13 protein-coding genes and 1 riboswitch are annotated in these 16163 nt (G+C 63.4%); of the genes, 3 read left to right on the forward strand and 10 right to left on the reverse strand.

Going from position 1 to position 16163, the window contains the following annotated elements:
- Window positions 1-4 precede the first annotated feature (4 nt).
- From PWP93_RS22755 to PWP93_RS22765, 3 genes are all read right to left on the reverse strand, one after another.
- Window positions 5-829, reverse strand: a complete 825-nt coding sequence (locus tag PWP93_RS22755; RefSeq protein WP_421025410.1) for a GntR family transcriptional regulator — start codon at window positions 827-829, stop codon at window positions 5-7.
- A 22-nt stretch (window positions 830-851) separates the two neighbouring features.
- Window positions 852-1697 (reverse strand): TauD/TfdA dioxygenase family protein, encoded by an 846-nt coding sequence (locus tag PWP93_RS22760; protein ID WP_421046045.1) that lies wholly within the window; start codon window positions 1695-1697, stop codon window positions 852-854.
- 282 nt (window positions 1698-1979) lie between these two features.
- Window positions 1980-3101, reverse strand: a complete 1122-nt coding sequence (locus PWP93_RS22765; RefSeq protein WP_421046046.1) for a porin — start codon at window positions 3099-3101, stop codon at window positions 1980-1982.
- A gap of 285 nt (window positions 3102-3386) precedes the next feature.
- On the opposite strand from PWP93_RS22765, the gene PWP93_RS22770 reads away from it, so the two are divergent.
- Both PWP93_RS22770 and PWP93_RS22775 read left to right on the forward strand, forming a co-directional pair.
- Entirely contained in the window at window positions 3387-4445 is a 1059-nt protein-coding gene (locus PWP93_RS22770) for a 3-keto-5-aminohexanoate cleavage protein (RefSeq protein WP_421046047.1), read from the forward strand.
- Window positions 4446-4477: 32 nt separating this feature from the next.
- Window positions 4478-5461 (forward strand): quinone oxidoreductase family protein, encoded by a 984-nt coding sequence (locus PWP93_RS22775; RefSeq protein ID WP_421046048.1) that lies wholly within the window; start codon window positions 4478-4480, stop codon window positions 5459-5461.
- Between the two features lie 139 nt (window positions 5462-5600).
- Here PWP93_RS22775 and betA read toward each other — a convergent pair whose 3' ends face one another.
- From betA to speB, 4 genes are all read right to left on the reverse strand, one after another.
- The gene (gene betA, locus PWP93_RS22780; protein WP_421025416.1) at window positions 5601-7313 is read right to left on the reverse strand and encodes a choline dehydrogenase; all 1713 of its coding nucleotides are present in this window, start codon (window positions 7311-7313) and stop codon (window positions 5601-5603) included.
- A 37-nt stretch (window positions 7314-7350) separates the two neighbouring features.
- Entirely contained in the window at window positions 7351-8883 is a 1533-nt protein-coding gene (locus PWP93_RS22785; RefSeq protein WP_421046049.1) for a purine-cytosine permease family protein, read from the reverse strand.
- A 72-nt stretch (window positions 8884-8955) separates the two neighbouring features.
- On the reverse strand, window positions 8956-10470 hold the full coding sequence (locus PWP93_RS22790) for an aldehyde dehydrogenase family protein (protein ID WP_421046050.1): 1515 nt from the start codon (window positions 10468-10470) through the stop codon (window positions 8956-8958).
- Window positions 10471-10566: 96 nt separating this feature from the next.
- Window positions 10567-11541, reverse strand: coding sequence for an agmatinase (gene speB, locus PWP93_RS22795; RefSeq protein ID WP_213302973.1), 975 nt, complete (start codon window positions 11539-11541; stop codon window positions 10567-10569).
- Between the two features lie 175 nt (window positions 11542-11716).
- Here speB and PWP93_RS22800 point away from each other — a divergent pair, with 175 nt between their 5' ends.
- A complete protein-coding gene (locus PWP93_RS22800; RefSeq protein WP_421046051.1) occupies window positions 11717-12667 on the forward strand; it encodes a LysR family transcriptional regulator in 951 nt (316 codons plus the stop codon).
- Between the two features lie 72 nt (window positions 12668-12739).
- Here PWP93_RS22800 and PWP93_RS22805 read toward each other — a convergent pair whose 3' ends face one another.
- The 3 genes from PWP93_RS22805 to PWP93_RS22815 all read right to left on the reverse strand — a co-directional run bounded on the left by PWP93_RS22805 (window position 12740) and on the right by PWP93_RS22815 (window position 16154).
- Window positions 12740-13993 carry a D-amino acid dehydrogenase gene (locus PWP93_RS22805; RefSeq protein ID WP_421046052.1) on the reverse strand — a complete coding sequence of 418 codons (1254 nt, stop codon included), beginning with the start codon at window positions 13991-13993 and terminating at the stop codon, window positions 12740-12742.
- 150 nt (window positions 13994-14143) lie between these two features.
- A riboswitch (glycine riboswitch) is annotated at window positions 14144-14243 on the reverse strand.
- A 101-nt stretch (window positions 14244-14344) separates the two neighbouring features.
- On the reverse strand, window positions 14345-15082 hold the full coding sequence (locus PWP93_RS22810) for an ABC transporter ATP-binding protein (RefSeq protein ID WP_421025421.1): 738 nt from the start codon (window positions 15080-15082) through the stop codon (window positions 14345-14347).
- 52 nt (window positions 15083-15134) lie between these two features.
- Window positions 15135-16154, reverse strand: a complete 1020-nt coding sequence (locus PWP93_RS22815) for an ABC transporter substrate-binding protein (protein WP_421046053.1) — start codon at window positions 16152-16154, stop codon at window positions 15135-15137.
- Window positions 16155-16163 lie beyond the last annotated feature (9 nt).

A 16163-nucleotide genomic window follows, 5' to 3' on the forward strand; every position in this document is an offset into this window, starting at 1 on the left:
CGCATTAATTGAAAGGCACGTGCATACGTTGCGGGCCGCACGGCCTTTCGCTCACGGCAAACCCGCTTTCAGCCGACGCTCCGGCAATGGCGCGTATTGCAGCGTCCCTGGCAGTGTCCAGACGCGAGGCCGCAAGACAAAGCAGTTGTGTGTTGTCCCGCTTGAGCGCAGCGCTGTGCAGATCATTCCAGTCCCTTAACGACGCGAGAATCGACTGAGGCACCGCCACGAATCCCAGCCGGACGTAACGCAGGATTCGCAATGAAAGTGAATGCAGGAGATCGACCAGAAGCCGGTTTCCGCACAAGCTCACCGTGGCGAAATTCAGAAGAAAGCTTTCTACTGCGTACGCGTCGGCCGACTCCGCGGCTGCCCTGGTTAATCTGGGCATATGCATGCCCAGCAACGCCTCGAACCCGGCCGGATTTTCGCGCGCCACCTGTTCGAGCATCGAGAGATAAAGCACGCCGCGCACGCGGAAAATATCCCGCAGCTCGTTTTCGTCGGGTGCCGTCACGATGGCTCCGCGCCGGGCCTGAAACTCGATCAAGCGGTCCCGCTCGAGCATGCGCATCGCTTCGCGCACGGGCGCGCGGCTGACTTGCAGCACCTCGCTGATATCGTTCTCCAGCAAGCGCTGCCCCGCTTTCACCAGGTCCAGCGTAATGACCCCGGCCAGCCGGACTGCGATCTGCTGCGCAATCGGCGCTGCGGCATACACGCCGTCCTGCCCGCGCAGCACGGCCCGCTCGACGGCCAGCATCAGCGAATTTTTCGGCGTGAGAAGCGTGGAAAAATCGGGAAGGTTTGGGGTTTTGTTTCGCGCCATGGCCTGGGAATACGCAAATTGCTCAATAAGGCGTATCGCCCTCGATGCCCGCCCGCTCCATTTTGCGAGGCGCCGGCCAGTAATCCATGACCGCGTAGTGCTGGGTGGACCGGTTGTCCCACACCGCAACGCTATTCGGCTTCCAACGGAAACGCACCTGATACTCGGGAATCGAAGCCTGGCTTTGCAGATAATTCAACAGAAGGCTCGCGCCTGGTGTCTTGTCCAGACCGTAACGCACGTTCTCGGCGGTGTGGTAATTGACAAAATGGGTGGTGAAGCTACTGACGTACAGGATCTTCTCGCCAGTTTCCGGGTGCGTGCGCACGACAGGATGTTCCACCTCCGGATTCTGCGCCGCGAGTTTCCTTCGCTCTTCGGGATCCATTGCCGCGCCGAACGAGTGTTCAATGCTGCTTTTCGCTCTCAATCCCTCGATGCGTTTTTTGACTTCATCAGGCAGTTGCTTATAGGCCTCGACCATGTTGACCCAGATGGTGTCGCCGCCTACTTCCGGGCACTCGACACAGCGGAGCACGGCCCCCATGGAAGGGTTAGGACGCCAAAGCCCGTCGGTGTGGTAATTGTTCTCGTAAGGGTTCTTTGCTTCCGAGCGATAGATTCGCACGAGCCCTGGGTGTTCCGGATCGCTTCCCGCAACGGGATGATCCTCGAGTTTGCCGAACCTGCGCGCAAACGCGACATGCTCTTCCCGCGAGAGATCCTGGTTGCGGAAAAAAAGGACCCGGTGCTTGAGCAGCAGCGCCTTGATTTCCGCAAACAGCGATGCATCCCGGGATGCATCGCCGAGGCTCACGCCGGCCACCTCGGCGCCGATGCATGCCGTCAATCTTTCTACGTTGATCATGAATGATGTCTCCTTGTATCTGGCGGGGTTTCCGCAGCATCTCCACGGTCGCCGTCCCTATACCGGTGGCGGCTTGCCCTGCGAAGCCCTGAAGTTTTGCTGTCCTTGTTGTTGAACAAGATATCAGCAATATATATTTATGTCGACATAAATTGAAAGATTCAGGGGCCGTGGCTGGCCACCCGGATTTGCAGCGGCATCACCATTGCAATCGCGACACCGAGCGCCGCCCTGAGTCCGTGCATCATCTTCATCGTCGTTCTCCGTTTCGTGATCGAGTCATCAAAAGCTATGGCGCAGGCCAATCATTGCTGCCGTGGTCGATACGCCCGGTGCGACGGGCTGGCCGTACATGATCGTCTGGTTCATGGCGCCGCGGTTGGCGACATATCCGACCTGCGCGGAGAGGATCGTCCGCTTGGACAGGCTGTAATCCGCGCCCACTGCAAATTCACTCGAGTGGTTCGCCGAGTCGTTGCGATCCTTCAAGTAATAGAACCCGGACGTCACCCTGAAGTACGCCGTGAACTGATAGCCGAGGCCGCCGGATATCATTTCGTAATCCGATCGTTTCGTGTTCGAAGGATTCTTGCCGATGCCGTATGACGCCGATACCGAGATTCCCCGGAAGGTGTACTTCGCGCCGAAATAGTAGAAGCGGTTGTTGTCGAGCCCGGTCGGCGTGGCCGCCGCAAGGTTCGTGTCGTGGGCGTTGTAGTAGACGGCGGACAGATTGAGACCGTAGTTCGAATACCTGAGCACCGCGGATTCGCGCGTGCCGCCCTGAATCTGGCCCGGCATGCCTCCCGGCGCGTACTCGAGCGCGGCCGACGCGCCGTGGAATTTCGGCGACTGGTACACCAGCGCATTGCTGTCGTACAGCGCACCGATCGGCACGTTCGTGTTCGTGCCAGGCCAGCCGGCGGCCTGGTTCAGTCCGAGCCAGGCCCCCAGGATGCTGCCGAAGTACTCGGCAGCACGAACGTCGGTATCAGCCATTGCATAGATCATTGGCGTGTACTGCCGCCCGGCGTCGAAGGTGCCGAACGGCCCGGAGACGCCCACGGTCGACTGCTGGTTGAACACCGCGGCGGCCCCGGTCGTGTCGGCCAGTCCACGCTTGCCGTTGCTGCTGTTGAACACGCCCTGCATGCGGAAGTTGACCTTGTAGCCGCCACCGACGTCCTCGGTCCCCTTGATGCCCCAGAAGCTTCCGTAGAGGCTGCCGTCCTTGATGCCGAACACATGCCCGTTGTTGTGCGCGTTCGGCGCGAACGACGACGCAGCCGTGCTTTGATAAAAGAAGCCCGAGTCAATCGCGCCGTACAACGTGACCGATGATTGCGCGTGCGATGCACTGGCGAATACCGCGAGTACCGCTGCGCCGCCCCACTTCAATTTCATTGAGTCTCCTCTGCTTTTGTGATGGCCGGGGAAACCCGGCCGGATACGGACAGCGCGATCATCGTCTATATTTTTTGATGTCGACATTAATGTTTATACCGAGTCGGGTCGAGAGACTGCGCAAGACATGGGCTTGCGGCAACAAATTACCTTTGAATATTTATGTCGACATTATTGTTTGGTGGGGATACACTCCGATCCACAGTGCCCTCGCAGCGGTCGCAGCCGTTCTGCGGGCCACCCGTGTTCTGACGACCTCACATCTCAATCCGGAGATCCATCACCATGAACTTTCTTGACGGCCACCTGTACCCCGAGAACCAGCAGCCTTTGATCATCACCGCCGCGCCCTATGCACCGGGCTGGATTCCCTCGGACTTTCCGGAGGACATTCCTGTCACGATGGAGGAGCAGATCCAGAAGGCGGTGGATTGCTATGAAGCGGGCGCCACCGTGCTGCATCTGCACGTGCGCGAACCCGATGGCCGCGGCAGCAAGCGCCTGTCCATGTTCAATGAACTGATCGCCGGAGTGCGCGAGCGGGTGCCGGAAATGGTGATTCAGGTGGGCGGCTCGATCAGTTTCGCGCCCGAGTCCGAAGGCCAAGCCGCCAAATGGCTCAGCGACGACACCCGCCACATGCTGGCCGAACTCGATCCCAAGCCCGACCAGGTTACGGTGACCGTAAACACGACACAAATGAATGTGACGGAGCATGCCGGGATGGATGATTTCAGGGGCGTTTCGCGGGGCTTCCCGAATCTTTACGCCACCTACAAGGACATGATCGTTCCCTCGAACCCCAGCTGGGCCGAGGAGCATGTTCGGCGCTTGTCGGCCGCCGGGATCCAGAGCGAGTTTCAGGTCTACAACATCAACAGCTTTGAGACCATCGAGCGGATGATCCGGCGCGGCGTATACAAAGGACCGCTGGTGATGAACTGGGTGGCGATCAGCGGCGGCATGGATCAGGCGAACATCTTCAACCTCGCCAACATGCTGCGTGCGGTGCCCGATGGCGCGGTGGTCACGGTGGAAAGCTCGGTGCTCAATGTGCTGCCCGTGAACATGATCGGGATCGCCCTGGGTCTTCACGTGCGCTGCGGCATCGAGGACGTGCTCTGGAACCAGACCCGCACGGGCAAGATGAGCTCCGTCGAGCAGATCAAGCAACTGGTGCGTATTGCGGGCGAGTTCGGCCGCCCCATCGCGACCGCGAAACAGGCACGCGAGATCATGAAAATCGGCGTTTTCTACGACACGGCCGAGGAGACGCTGCAGGCCAACGGCTTCGCGCCCAATCGCAACGGCGGCAACCAGGGCTTCCTGCGCAAGCCGGACTGAAGCCTTCAAGAAACCATGGAACAGGAGAAAGCATGGCAAAAGTCGTCAAGTTCTACGAAACAGGTGGTCCTGAGGTTCTGAGTTTCGAAGACGTGGACGTGGGAGAGCCTGGGCCGGGCGAAGTACGCATCCGCCACGTGGCGGTGGGTCTGAATTTCGCCGATACGTACTTTCGCGGCGGTACGTACGTGGTCCCGCTGCCTGCCGGCCTCGGCAACGAGGCTGCCGGCGTGGTCGAGGCCATCGGCGCCGGCGTGACCGATTTCGCGGTCGGCGACCGCGTGAGCTACACGGGCTTCATCAACACGCTGGGCGCGTACAGCACGGAGCGGCTGATTTCCGCAGAACTGTTGATCAAGCTGCCGGATGCCATCAGTTGCGAGGCGGCGGCGGCCATGACGATGCGAGGCCTGTCCGCTGCCTACCTGGTGCGCCGCATCTACCCTTTCAAGGCGGGCGACGCCGTGCTGCTGCACGCGGCCGCGGGCGGGGTTGGCCTGATCGTTTCGCAGTGGGCCAAACTGCTCGGGCTGACGGTGATCGGCACCGTGTCCACCAGTGCCAAGGCCGAGGTCGCGCGCGCCCACGGCTGCGATCACACGATCAACTACAGCCATGAAGATGTGGCCAAACGCGTGCGGGAATTGACTGGCGGAGCTGGCGTGTCGGTGGTCTTCGACAGCGTCGGCAAGGACACCTTCATGTCCTCGCTCGACTCGCTCAAACGCCGCGGCCTGATGGTCTGCGTCGGCACCGCATCGGGCAAGATCCCGCCATTCGATCCGCAAATTCTCGCGCGCAAGGGCTCGGTGTACCTGACTCGCCCCGGACTCGCCGACTACATCGCCGATCCCGCCGAAAAGGCGGAACTGGTCGACGAGCTATTCAGCCACGTGGCTGCCGGACGCATCCGCATCGAGATCAACCAGCGCTATGCGTTGCAGGACGCGGTGCAGGCACATCGGGACCTCGAAGCAAGAAAAACCACGGGCTCCTCCATTTTCGTGGTGGAGTGAGGGTTATTGCGGAACGGCGACGGAACCGCGCTGGAGCCGCAGAAGCCGGGATCGATACAAGGTCGTCCGCCGTTCGCCTGGAACACGGCCGCCTTGCCTCGATCGCTGGGTTCGCGGTTCATTTGCCGTTCGTTCAGGTTTAAGACCGCGTATCGCTGTACTCGGCACGATACAGTTGCCGCTTGGGCGCACGCGTACGCTGCCGGGTCTCCCAGCCTTCGGCGAGCCCCACCTCGGCATTCGACGGCGGCAGCATCGGCTTGCCACGCACGAGATCGGAGGCGCGCTCCGCGAGCATGATGGTCGGCGCGTTGAGGTTGCCGTTGGGCTCGGTCGGGAATACCGAGGAGTCGATCACGCGCAAGCCCGTCATGCCGCGCACACGCAACTCGGAGTCGACCACGGCCATGTCGTCCTCGCCCATCCGGCATGAGCCGCACGGATGCATCGTGCTTTCCAGATTCGCCCGCACGAAGGCATCGATTTCGTCGTCGGTTTGCACGTCGGGGCCGGGCGCGAGCTCGACATCGCGGAAACGGTCCATCGCTGGCTGCCCGATGATCTCGCGCGTGAGCCGCACGCAGCGCCGGAAGCCCTCGCGGTCCTCTTCGCGGTCCAGATAATTGAAGCGGATCTCGGGGTGCGCGTACGGGTCGCCCGACGTGAGCCGCACATGCCCCCGGCTCCTGGGCTTGTTCGGCCCGGTGAGCACCATGAAGCCGTGCCCCTTGAACGGCTTGTCGCCGTCGTAGCGCATCGCGGCAGGCAAAAAGTGGAACTGAATATCGGGCCAGCGCAGCCCCGCCTCGGAGCGGATGAAACCGCCGGCCTCGAAATGGTTGCTGGCGCCGAGACCATCCTTGAACAGCAGCCAGCGCAAGCCGATCAGGAACTTGTGCCACGGGTCCATCTGGCCGTTGAGCGTGACGGGCTCCTTGCAGCCGTACTGGATGTAGATCTCGGCATGGTCCTGCAGATTCATGCCAACGCCTGGCAGAGCGTGCCTGACCTCCACGCCCGCCGCGCGCAATGCGTCGGCAGGCCCGATGCCCGATCGCTGCAGCAGATGCGGCGAGCCGATCGGCCCCGATGAAATCAGCACTTCGGCGCGGCAGCGCGCCGTGTGCGTGACGCCGCCCCGGTCGTAGACCACGCCGACCGCGCGCTTGCCCTCGACGATCACCTGCCGCGTCATCGCATTCGTGACCACGTGCAGGTTGGGACGGCTCATGGCCGGGCGCAGATAGGCGTTGGCGGTGGACCAGCGCACGCCGTCCTTCACCGTCATGTGCATCGCGCCGAAGCCTTCCTGCATGTGTCCGTTGCAGTCGTCGGTATGGATGTAGCCCGCCTGCACGCCCGCTTCGATCCATGCGCCGTACAACGGATTTTTCATGTTATTGCCGTTGTTGGTGGAGAGCGGCCCGCTCGAGCCGCGATACTGGTCGCCGCCGAACTTGTAATTCTCGGCGCGGCGAAAGTACGGCAGGCAGTTGCGGTAGCCCCAGCCGCGCGCGCCCAGTTCCTCCCATTCGTCGAAGTCGTACGCATGGCCGCGAATATAGACAAGGCCGTTGATCGACGACGATCCGCCCAGCACCTTGCCGCGCGGACAGTGCAGTTGGCGTCCGTTCAGATGCGGCTCCGGCGCGGTCTGGTATTTCCAGTTGAACTTGCGCGTGTTCATCGGCATCGAAAACGCGCTCGGCATCTGGATGATGATGCTGCGGTCGCTGCCGCCGTATTCGAGCACCAGTACGCTCACGGACGGATTCTCGGTGAGGCGGTTGGCCAGCACGCAGCCCGCCGATCCCGCACCCACGATGATGTAGTCGTATTCCCGGCTTTCCATGATGAATTCCTGATTCGTTATCCTGACGATATCGCGCTCAGAAGCGCTGCTCGCCCGTGGTGTACTGAGGCATGGTCTTTTCGATATGCGAGATCAGCGCGTCCTCGCGGCGCAGATCGAGCGAGCGGCTCAGCACGTAGTACGCGATGCCCGAGACGAACAGACCGACCAGCCACGCGAGGTCCACGCTTCCCATCGCTCGCGCGAACGGGCCGACATAGACTTCGTTGGCGCCGTCGAAGATGCAGAAGAACGGGACCATTGCGGCGAAGCCAATGGCATACGACATCAGGCCGCGCGCGCCCCACATGCCGTAGATGTTGTCCTGCGGCAGGAAGAAGTGCGGGATCGCGTAGCGGCCCTTGCGCACGAAGAAGTAGTCGGTGAGGTTGACGGCCGTCCACGGCACGAGGAAGTAAAGCATCACGACGAGATAGATGTTCAGGACCGCGAGCCCCTTGCCCGACGTATAGATGCTGAGTGCGACCCCGAGCTGCAGCACCACGACAAAGAGAATCGCCAGTACGCGCACCCGGGGCGTAGGCTCGATCTTCCTGAACGAATCGAGGCCCGTGATCGCCGTGAGTTTCGCGCTGTAAATGTTCATCGCGATCACGGGAAGGAACGCCACGATCGTGATCGCCACCACCACGCTGCCGAGGCGCGGCGACAGATCGCTGCCCACCTGGTTGAGCGCCACCAGCACGTCGGTGGCGTGCAGGTGGTCGCCGAGCCAGCCGCCCACCGCGATCATCCACGCCCCCGAGAGCGACGCTCCGAGGAACACCGCGGCGATCAGCCGGCCGCTCGGCGTGTTCTTCGGCAGATAGCGCGAATAGTCGGACACATAGGGCGCATAGGCGATGTTGTAGCTCGCGGCGGCGGCAAACTGCGTGATGAAGCCGGTCAAGGTGAAGCCGAGCGGCGCGGGCGGCGGCGTGCCGGGCAGCGCTGCCGGCAGCGGCAGATCGGGCACCCAGTGCATGAGCACCGCCAGGGTGACGAGGCCATACAGCGGCAGCGAGAGATACAGCGCCCATTTGAAGCTGCGATGCATCCAGTCGTGCCCAAGAATCGCCAGAATTGCCGCAGGCACGGTGACGACGAGCGCCACCTTGAGCGGATCCCAGCCGAACAGCGCCTTGAGTCCCTGCATCATCAGCACGAGGTTCACGATGTTGAAGCCCGCGAACACGAACAGCGTGGCGAGCAGCACGAGCACCACGCCGCGATAGCCGAACTGCGCGCGCGACTGGATCATCTGCGGCAGGCCCAGATGCGGGCCCTGCGAGCCGTGAAACGCCATGAACAAGGTACCGAACATGATGCCCAGCGTGCCGGCGACCGTTGTCCATAGCGCGCTCAGTCCGACGCTCGGCCCCACGAAGCCAATCGTCATGGTGAAGAACGTGAAGTTGCCGAGAAACCAGAACGGTCCCTGGCGCGATAGCCGGTCGGTGCGCTCGGTTTCCGGAATGAAATCGATCGAATGACCCTCGATCGCGCCATGCTCGCCGGCGGCGGCCGTTGGCGCTGCGATCGTTGCTGCGACTCTGTCGTGTGCTTCCATCGTGTGCCCCATGTCGTAATGGACGATGCTGCGTAAAGATAAGCCTGGGTAAGATGCGAGGGAGGCCCCGCCCTACGCGTCGTTCAGCGTGATCCAGACGGCTTTCGTCTCCATCAGCGAGTCGAGCTGCTCGGCGCCGAGGTCCTTGCCGAAGCCCGACGCCTTGAAGCCGCCGAACGGCATCGCCGGATCGATCATGCTGTGCGCGTTCACGTAGACGCTGCCCGCGCGCAGCTTCGGCACCAGCGCATGCGCGCGGTTCAGATCGCGCGAATAGATCGCGGCGGCGAGTCCATAGGGCGTGTCGTTGGCGAGCGCAATCGCCTCGTTCACATCGTCGAACGGCGCGCTCACGAGCACGGGGCCGAAAATTTCTTCCTTCACGATGCGCATGTCCGGTCGGCAATGCGCGAATATCGTGGGCTGAACGAAATAACCCGAGCCTTCCACGTTGCGCCCGCCATACACCAGTTCCGCTCCTTCGCGCCGGCCGGTTTCGATCCAGGACGTCACGCGGGCCTTTTGCTGCGCCGAAACCAGCGGGCTGATGAAGCAATCGCGATCGAGGCCCGGCGCAATCTTGAGCGTGCGCGTGTAGTCGATCAGCGCGGCGAGAAAGCGCTCGTGCACGCCGCGCTGCACGTAGAGGCGGCTGCCCGCGTCGCACACCTGCCCCGAGTTGAAGAACATGCCGTTGGCCACCGCGCGCGCGGCGGCCTCGATGTCCGCGTCGTCGAGCACGAGCACCGGGGACTTGCCGCCCAGCTCCAGCGTGACGCGCTTGACGCCGTCGACCGCCGCGCTGCCGACGTCGCGCCCCACCGCCGTGGAGCCGGTGAACGTCACTTTGTCGATGCCGGGATGGCGCGCCATTGCCGCGCCGATCACGGTGCCGCGCCCGGTCACCACGTTCACCACGCCATCGGGAATGCCGGCCTCCTGCACGAGTTGCGCGAAGCGCAAGGTCGAGAGCGAAGTCAGCTCCGCGGGCTTGATCACCGCCGTGCAGCCCACCGCGAGCGCCGCGGCCAGCTTCCACGCCAGGGTTTGCAGCGGGAAATTCCACGGCACGATGATGCCGACCACGCCCACCGGCTCCTTGCGCGTATAGGCCAGATAGTGGCCGGGCAGCGAAGGCTCGACGGTGCGGCCGTGCAGCTTGGAAGCCCAGCCCGCGAAATAGCGCCAGGTGTCGATGGTGCCCTGGATGTCCACGTCGCGCGCATTCGCGACCGACTTGCCGACGTCGATGGACTCGATCTCGGCGAGCTCGTCGGCGTGGGCCTCGATGAGATCGGCGAGGCGGTGCAGCAGGCGCTCGCGTTCGAGCGGCTTCAGACGCCGCCAGGCGCCGCCGTCGAACTGCGCGCGCGCCGCAGCGACCGCGCGATCGAGGTCGCCGGTCGTGGCGAGCGGAATCTGCGTGATGACGCCTTCGGTGGAGGGCTCGACCACGTCGAGCATCTCGCCCGCGCCGCCCGCCACGAACGCCCCGCCGATCAGCATGCGCTGCGGCTGCTCGAGAAAGCGCCGCGTCTCCTCGCGCACGCCGAACTGCTCCAGATAGTTTCGTACGATGGATTCCAAGGTTGTCTCCTGATCTCGCGCGCCGTCGCGCCGTCGTGCCGTCGTGCCCTCGCTGCGCGCGTGTTGACGTTGGGTGCCGCTATCCGCAGGGAGGCCTCAGCGCGGCCGCTGGCTGCGCGCGTGAAAAATGAAGCCGATGGAATTCAGCAGCAGCTGCGCCGCGAGAATCGGCGTGACGCCCGCCGGATCGTATGCCGGGGCCACCTCGACGAGGTCCATGCCCACGACGTTGCCGTGACTGCGGCGGGCCAGCCCCTGGATGATTTCGAGCACCTCGTAGTAGGTGAAGCCGCCATGGCTCGGCGTGCCCGTGCCCGGCGCGATGGACGGATCGAAGCCGTCGATGTCGATCGTGATGTAGTAGGCGCGGCCCTCGGGAATGCGTTCGAGCACGCCTTGCGTGCCGAGCCGGCGCACGTCGCGCACGGACAGAATGTCCGAGCCCGCTGCGCGCGCCGCATCGTAGTCGCTGCGGTTCGACGAAGAAACGTTGCGGATACCGAGTTGCGTCATGCCGCTGATATGCTGCATTTCCGAGGCGCGCCGCAGCGGATTGCCGTGCCCGTAGCGCACGCCATGGCGCTCGTCGACGAAATCCAGATGCGCGTCGAAGTGCACGATGTGAATGGGACCGCGGCCCTCGAACGCCTGAATCACGGGTGCGTGAATCGAATGATCGCCGCCCAGCGTGATGGGCATCGCGCCGTTCGCGAGGATCTTGCGCACGGCGCTTTCGATGTTGGCGTTGCTCGCCGCCATGTCGGTGTGGACAATGTCGGCGTCGCCTACGTCCACCATGCGGACTTGATCGCGCGTCAGATAGAGCGCGTCGTCTTCGTGGTCGTATGCGCCCGCATGGCCGAACGAGAACAGCGTGGATGCCTCGCGGATGCTGCGCGGCCCGAAGCGCGCGCCCGAGCGCCATTGCGTGCCCATGTCGTTGGGGGCGCCAAGAATTGCCACATCGGCGTCGATGCGGTCCCAGTCGAGGCAGACCGGCGATTTCGCGAAAGTGCAATGTCCCACGAACGGCAAGTCCAGCCGCCCGCTTTCGTACGTATTGCCCGGCATGAGTGTCTCCGTGTGTGATCCGCTGGCTGATCCAGTCAGTAATCGGTGAACGACCCGGTTTCTGCCGGGCCGCCGCTTTGAGACACTATGTGCGCATTATTTTTGACCAAAAATCCCGGGTATCAGATGTTCATATCGGAATATCCGAAGCAAGCGATTATGGAGAACGCGGGCAATGATGCAACTGCGGGACGTCGATCTCAAACTGCTCAGGGTTTTCATGCATGTCGTTCGCTGCGGCGGCTTCTCCGCGGCCCAGGCGACCCTGAACGTGAGCCAGTCGACCATCAGCGAGCAGATGACCACGCTGGAAACGCGCCTCGGTCTCAAGCTGTGCGAGCGCGGCCGCGGCGGCTTCCGCCTGACCGAGCACGGACTTGCCACCTATGAGGCGGCCCAGCGACTGCAGGTGGCCGTCGAGGCGTTCTGCATGGACACGGACGCGCTCAAGCAACATATCGCCGGCAGGCTCTATCTGGGCATCATCGACAACACGGTGACGGACCTCGCCTCGCCGCTGCCGCGGGCCTTGCAGAAGTTCGTCTCGCGGGGCGACGACGTGCATGTCGACGTCTACGTCGGCACGCCGGCGGAACTCGAAGAGCGCGTGCTCGACGGCCGGCTCCATGTCGCGATCGGCCACTTCCCGATTCACGTGCCGGGGCTCGCCTACACCGAGCTCTATCTCGAGCCCGATGGGCTCTATTGCGGCAAGGGCAATCCGCTCTTTGCCGGGGCACGGGAAAACGGCATTCAGATCGAAGCCATTGCCACGAGCCGCATCGCCGCGCGCGGCTACCTGCAGCAGCACGACCTGAAGATGCTGAGTGCGAGCAAGGCCGCGGCGACCGTCGACAACGTCGAGGCGCAGGCGATCCTGATTCTCTCGGGCGCGTATATAGGATTCCTTCCAAATCACTACGCGGCGCGCTGGGTCGAGCGCGACGAGATGCGGCGCATTGGCCCGGAGCAGTTCGGCATGCAGTCGCCCTTTTGCGCGGCGACGCGCCGGGCCTCTGCCGTACCTTCTATTTTGCAGGCCTTCATGGTGGACCTGCACGAAGTCTGGGTGCATGAACACGCGGACCAGCACGCGGACGAAAAGCCGCCCGCGCGCCGCAAATAGCCGCGCCGCCCGCGTGCTTGCGCGGGCGGCCATGAGGTGCTGCGGTCAAGTCAAGCGACGATGCCGCGACGCTCAGGCGGTCGCCAAGCGAACGTCCTGGGCACTGCCCGCCATGCCCTCGATCAGCGCGGCGACGTTCTCCGCCGTTGCCGCCGACAACGTCCAGCCGAGGTGCCCGTGCCCGGTGTTGTAGAACACGCCCGGCATGCGTCCCCGGCCGACCTTCGGCAGCATGCTCGGCAACATGGGCCGCAGTCCGGCCCACGGGATCACGCGCGAGGTGCTGACCTGCGGGAACAGGCGCCGCGTCCACTCGACGAGCGGCGCGACGCGGTCGGCGCGAATGTCCCGGTTAAGGCCGTTGATCTCGGCCGTGCCGGCCACGCGGAAGCGCTCGGCGCCCAGCCGGCTTGTGACGATCTTGGCGCTCTCGTCGAGCAGGCTGACCCATGGCGCCGCGCGCTGGCTCGTCTCGTCGTCGAGGCATACGGTGATCGAATAGCCCTTCACCGGATACACGTTCACGCGGTCGCCCAGCATCGACGCGAATGCGCGGCTGTTGACGCCCGCGCAAACGACGATGCGCTCGAACCTCGCGTCGTGAGCGGCGCCCTGCTGCGTCGCCGATACCGTAAAGACACCGTCCGAATCGCGCCGGATCGCCGTGATCTGCGTGTCGTGGCGAAACTCCACGCCGTGCCGCACGCACGCTTGCGTCAGGCCGCGCGTGAACTTGTGGATGTCGCCGGTCGAATCGGAGGGCGTGAAGAAGCCGCCGTAAAACGCGCCCTCCAGCGTGGGCTCGATCTGGCGGATCTCGGCTGCGGTCACCGGCCTGCGGTCGAGACCGCCTTCGGTCAAGATGGCGTTGACCTTCGATGAAGCGTCGAAGCTCTTGCGGTCCCGGAAGATGTGCAGGATGCCGCGCTGTTCCAGGTCGAATTCGATCCCCTCCTTGCGCGCGGTCTCGAACAGGTGTTCGCGGGCCGCGATGGCAAGGCGCACGGTTTCGAGCGTGTTTGCCCGATAGTTCGGAATCTGCCGCAGGAACTCGGCCATCCACGAATATTTGTGCCAGCCCGGCAGCGGGTTTACAAGCAGCGGCGCGTCGCGCGTGAGCATCCAGCGCAGGCCTTTGATAACGGTGGCGGCGCTGTTCCAGACTTCGGCGTTGCATGCGGAGAGTTGGCCGCCGTTCGCGAACGAAGTCTCCATCGCGCTATAGCGATGGCGTTCGAGCACGGTAACGCGAAAACCGCGCTTGGCGAGGGCGTAAGCGGTCGTGACGCCGGTAATCCCGGCGCCAATAATGGCGATTCGTGACATGACATGGTCCAGATTAGATTGAGCACTTGTCGTTTCCGACACCTGTGCCCCATCTGTCCATGTACCTGAGAGTTTCTTTCCGCGCCGGCGCTGGACGCGCCGGCGCGGAAATCTCCTTCGGTGGGCGCGTTCGCGCCGCTCTCCAGATGTTCTTGCTGCAGGGTCCTTGTGCCTGAGAGTTTCCGGGGCGGTTGCTCCGTCGGCGCCGTCAGGTGCTTTCGCAGTGACGGTCTCTCCCGCTGCAGCGTGTCGAACAGCGCAACGATAGCGGGCCGTTATTGCGCTTGCAAGCGATTTTCGCTGGCACGCTGCTCATGGGCCGTTGACCGCCGCGCTCGGGGAGCGCATGCATCAATGCGCGAGAATGCCCATCGCCGTCTTCTTCAACTCCAGAAAATGCGGCTCGAACGCGACCTCCGGCGTGCGCGGGCGGTCCAGCTCGATGGGCACGTCGAGCGCCACCCGCCCAGGACGCGCCGAAAGCACCACGAGCCGCGTGCCGAGAAAGATCGCTTCGTCGATGTCATGGGTGATGAACACGATCGTGCAATGAAGCTTCTCCCATAGCTCGGTCAAGAACGTCTGCATGGAATGGCGCGTCTGCGCATCAAGTGCGCCGAAGGGCTCGTCCATCAGCAGCACCTTCGGCTTCATGACGAGCGCCCGCGCGATCGCCACGCGCTGCTGCATGCCGCCCGACAACTCGTAGGGCTTATGTTTGGCGAACGATTCCAGGCCGATGATGCGCAGGATCTCCGCGGAATCCTTGCGCCGTTGCTCTTTGGGAACCCCGTGCAGCGAAGGACCGAACTCGATGTTTTCTTCCACGCTGAGCCACGGAAACAAGCCGGCCTGCTGGAACACCACGACACGGTCGGCGCCGGGCTGTTCCTTGACCTCGCCATCGATATAGATGTTGCCCCGCGAGGGCGACGTCAGACCGGCGAGCAGGTGCAGCAAGGTCGTCTTTCCGCAGCCGGAAGAGCCGAGCACGGTGATGAATTCGCCGCCCCGGAACTGCAGATTGATGTTTTCCAGTGCCGTGGTGGCGCCGAAAGTCTTGTACAGGGAATCGATGACGATGTTCAAGTTCGTCTCCTGTTCGACGGTCAGACCGTCAATGGATCAATGCGCGAATGAGTCAATGCGCCAACGCTTTCGAATACTGCGGCGCGACGTTCGCGTCGAAGTTCGCCGGCACGGACGGGATACGCCCGATCTGGTTGAGCACCTTGGCGGTATTCACCAGCGTCTGGTACGTCGCGGAGGTTTTGACGCCGGCGTCGAGGCCCATCACCTTGGGCGTGGTCTGGTCGGCGCCGGAAAAGAGCTCGTAACCGGCGAGCTCGCTCGTCGCAACCGGCACGGTCACGCCGGTGGCCTTCGCCATCTCGGCGATCGCCTGGTCGCGATTCTTCATCGTCACCTGATAGCCCGCGTCGAGCGCCTTGACGAAGCCGGTCACCAGGTCCGGATGCGCTTTCGCCCATTCCGCGTTGGCGATGCACACGTTGTAGCTGGAAGCTTCGCGCGGCAGGTCGCCGTCGGTCTTGATGGCCTTGCCGCCGGCTGCGCGCAGCGCGCTGAAGACCGGATCCCAGACGATCGCCGCGTCGATCGCGCCGGTCACCCACGAGGTGCGCATCTGCGGCGGCGCCATGTTGACCTGCGTGACCGATTCATACGGCACGTGCGCTTGCGCCAGGAAGGTCGCCAGTTCGAAGGAAGCCTGCGAGCCGGCCACGATCGCGATCTTCTTGCCTTTGAGCCCTGCCACGTCGTGGACGCCGCTATCGGGCTTGACCACGATGCCGGCCGCATTGGTATAGCGCTCCTGGTTGTACACGATGGCCATCGGCAAGCCCTGGGCGATGGCGGTGACGAGCGGCGGCACGCCAAGCCCGCACATGAACGTGAGGCTGTTCGACGCCAGCGCGCTCATGGCTGCCGGGCCCGAGCTGAAGAGCTTGTACTCGACATTGGCGTTCATATGCTTTTCGAACAGATGCTCGGCCATCGACACCATGTACGGATCGGCGCCGTTGTCCTCGTAGCCGATGATGACTTCGGGCTTGCCCTGCGAGTAAGCCGCGCCGGGCACCAGGCAGCTGCTGGCAAGCAGGGCCGCGCTCACGCCAAAGATCCATTGCATCTTTTTCATTTTTCGTCT

The organism is Paraburkholderia sp. A1RI-2L (genome assembly GCF_048957375.1).
In the GTDB taxonomy this organism is placed as follows: domain Bacteria; phylum Pseudomonadota; class Gammaproteobacteria; order Burkholderiales; family Burkholderiaceae; genus Paraburkholderia.

Bases quoted from the DNA above. Each gene is read 5' to 3' on its own strand.
- PWP93_RS22800 (WP_421046051.1), top strand. From the start codon at position 11,717: ATGATGCAACTGCGGGACGTCGATCTCAAACTGCTCAGGGTTTTCATG.
- speB (WP_213302973.1), bottom strand. From the start codon at position 11,541: ATGCCGGGCAATACGTACGAAAGCGGGCGGCTGGACTTGCCGTTCGTG.
- PWP93_RS22755 (WP_421025410.1), bottom strand. From the start codon at position 829: ATGGCGCGAAACAAAACCCCAAACCTTCCCGATTTTTCCACGCTTCTC.
- PWP93_RS22760 (WP_421046045.1), bottom strand. From the start codon at position 1,697: ATGATCAACGTAGAAAGATTGACGGCATGCATCGGCGCCGAGGTGGCC.
- PWP93_RS22805 (WP_421046052.1), bottom strand. From the start codon at position 13,993: ATGTCACGAATCGCCATTATTGGCGCCGGGATTACCGGCGTCACGACC.
- PWP93_RS22775 (WP_421046048.1), top strand. From the start codon at position 4,478: ATGGCAAAAGTCGTCAAGTTCTACGAAACAGGTGGTCCTGAGGTTCTG.
- PWP93_RS22815 (WP_421046053.1), bottom strand. From the start codon at position 16,154: ATGAAAAAGATGCAATGGATCTTTGGCGTGAGCGCGGCCCTGCTTGCC.
- PWP93_RS22765 (WP_421046046.1), bottom strand. From the start codon at position 3,101: ATGAAATTGAAGTGGGGCGGCGCAGCGGTACTCGCGGTATTCGCCAGT.
- PWP93_RS22770 (WP_421046047.1), top strand. From the start codon at position 3,387: ATGAACTTTCTTGACGGCCACCTGTACCCCGAGAACCAGCAGCCTTTG.
- PWP93_RS22785 (WP_421046049.1), bottom strand. From the start codon at position 8,883: ATGGAAGCACACGACAGAGTCGCAGCAACGATCGCAGCGCCAACGGCC.
- betA (WP_421025416.1), bottom strand. From the start codon at position 7,313: ATGGAAAGCCGGGAATACGACTACATCATCGTGGGTGCGGGATCGGCG.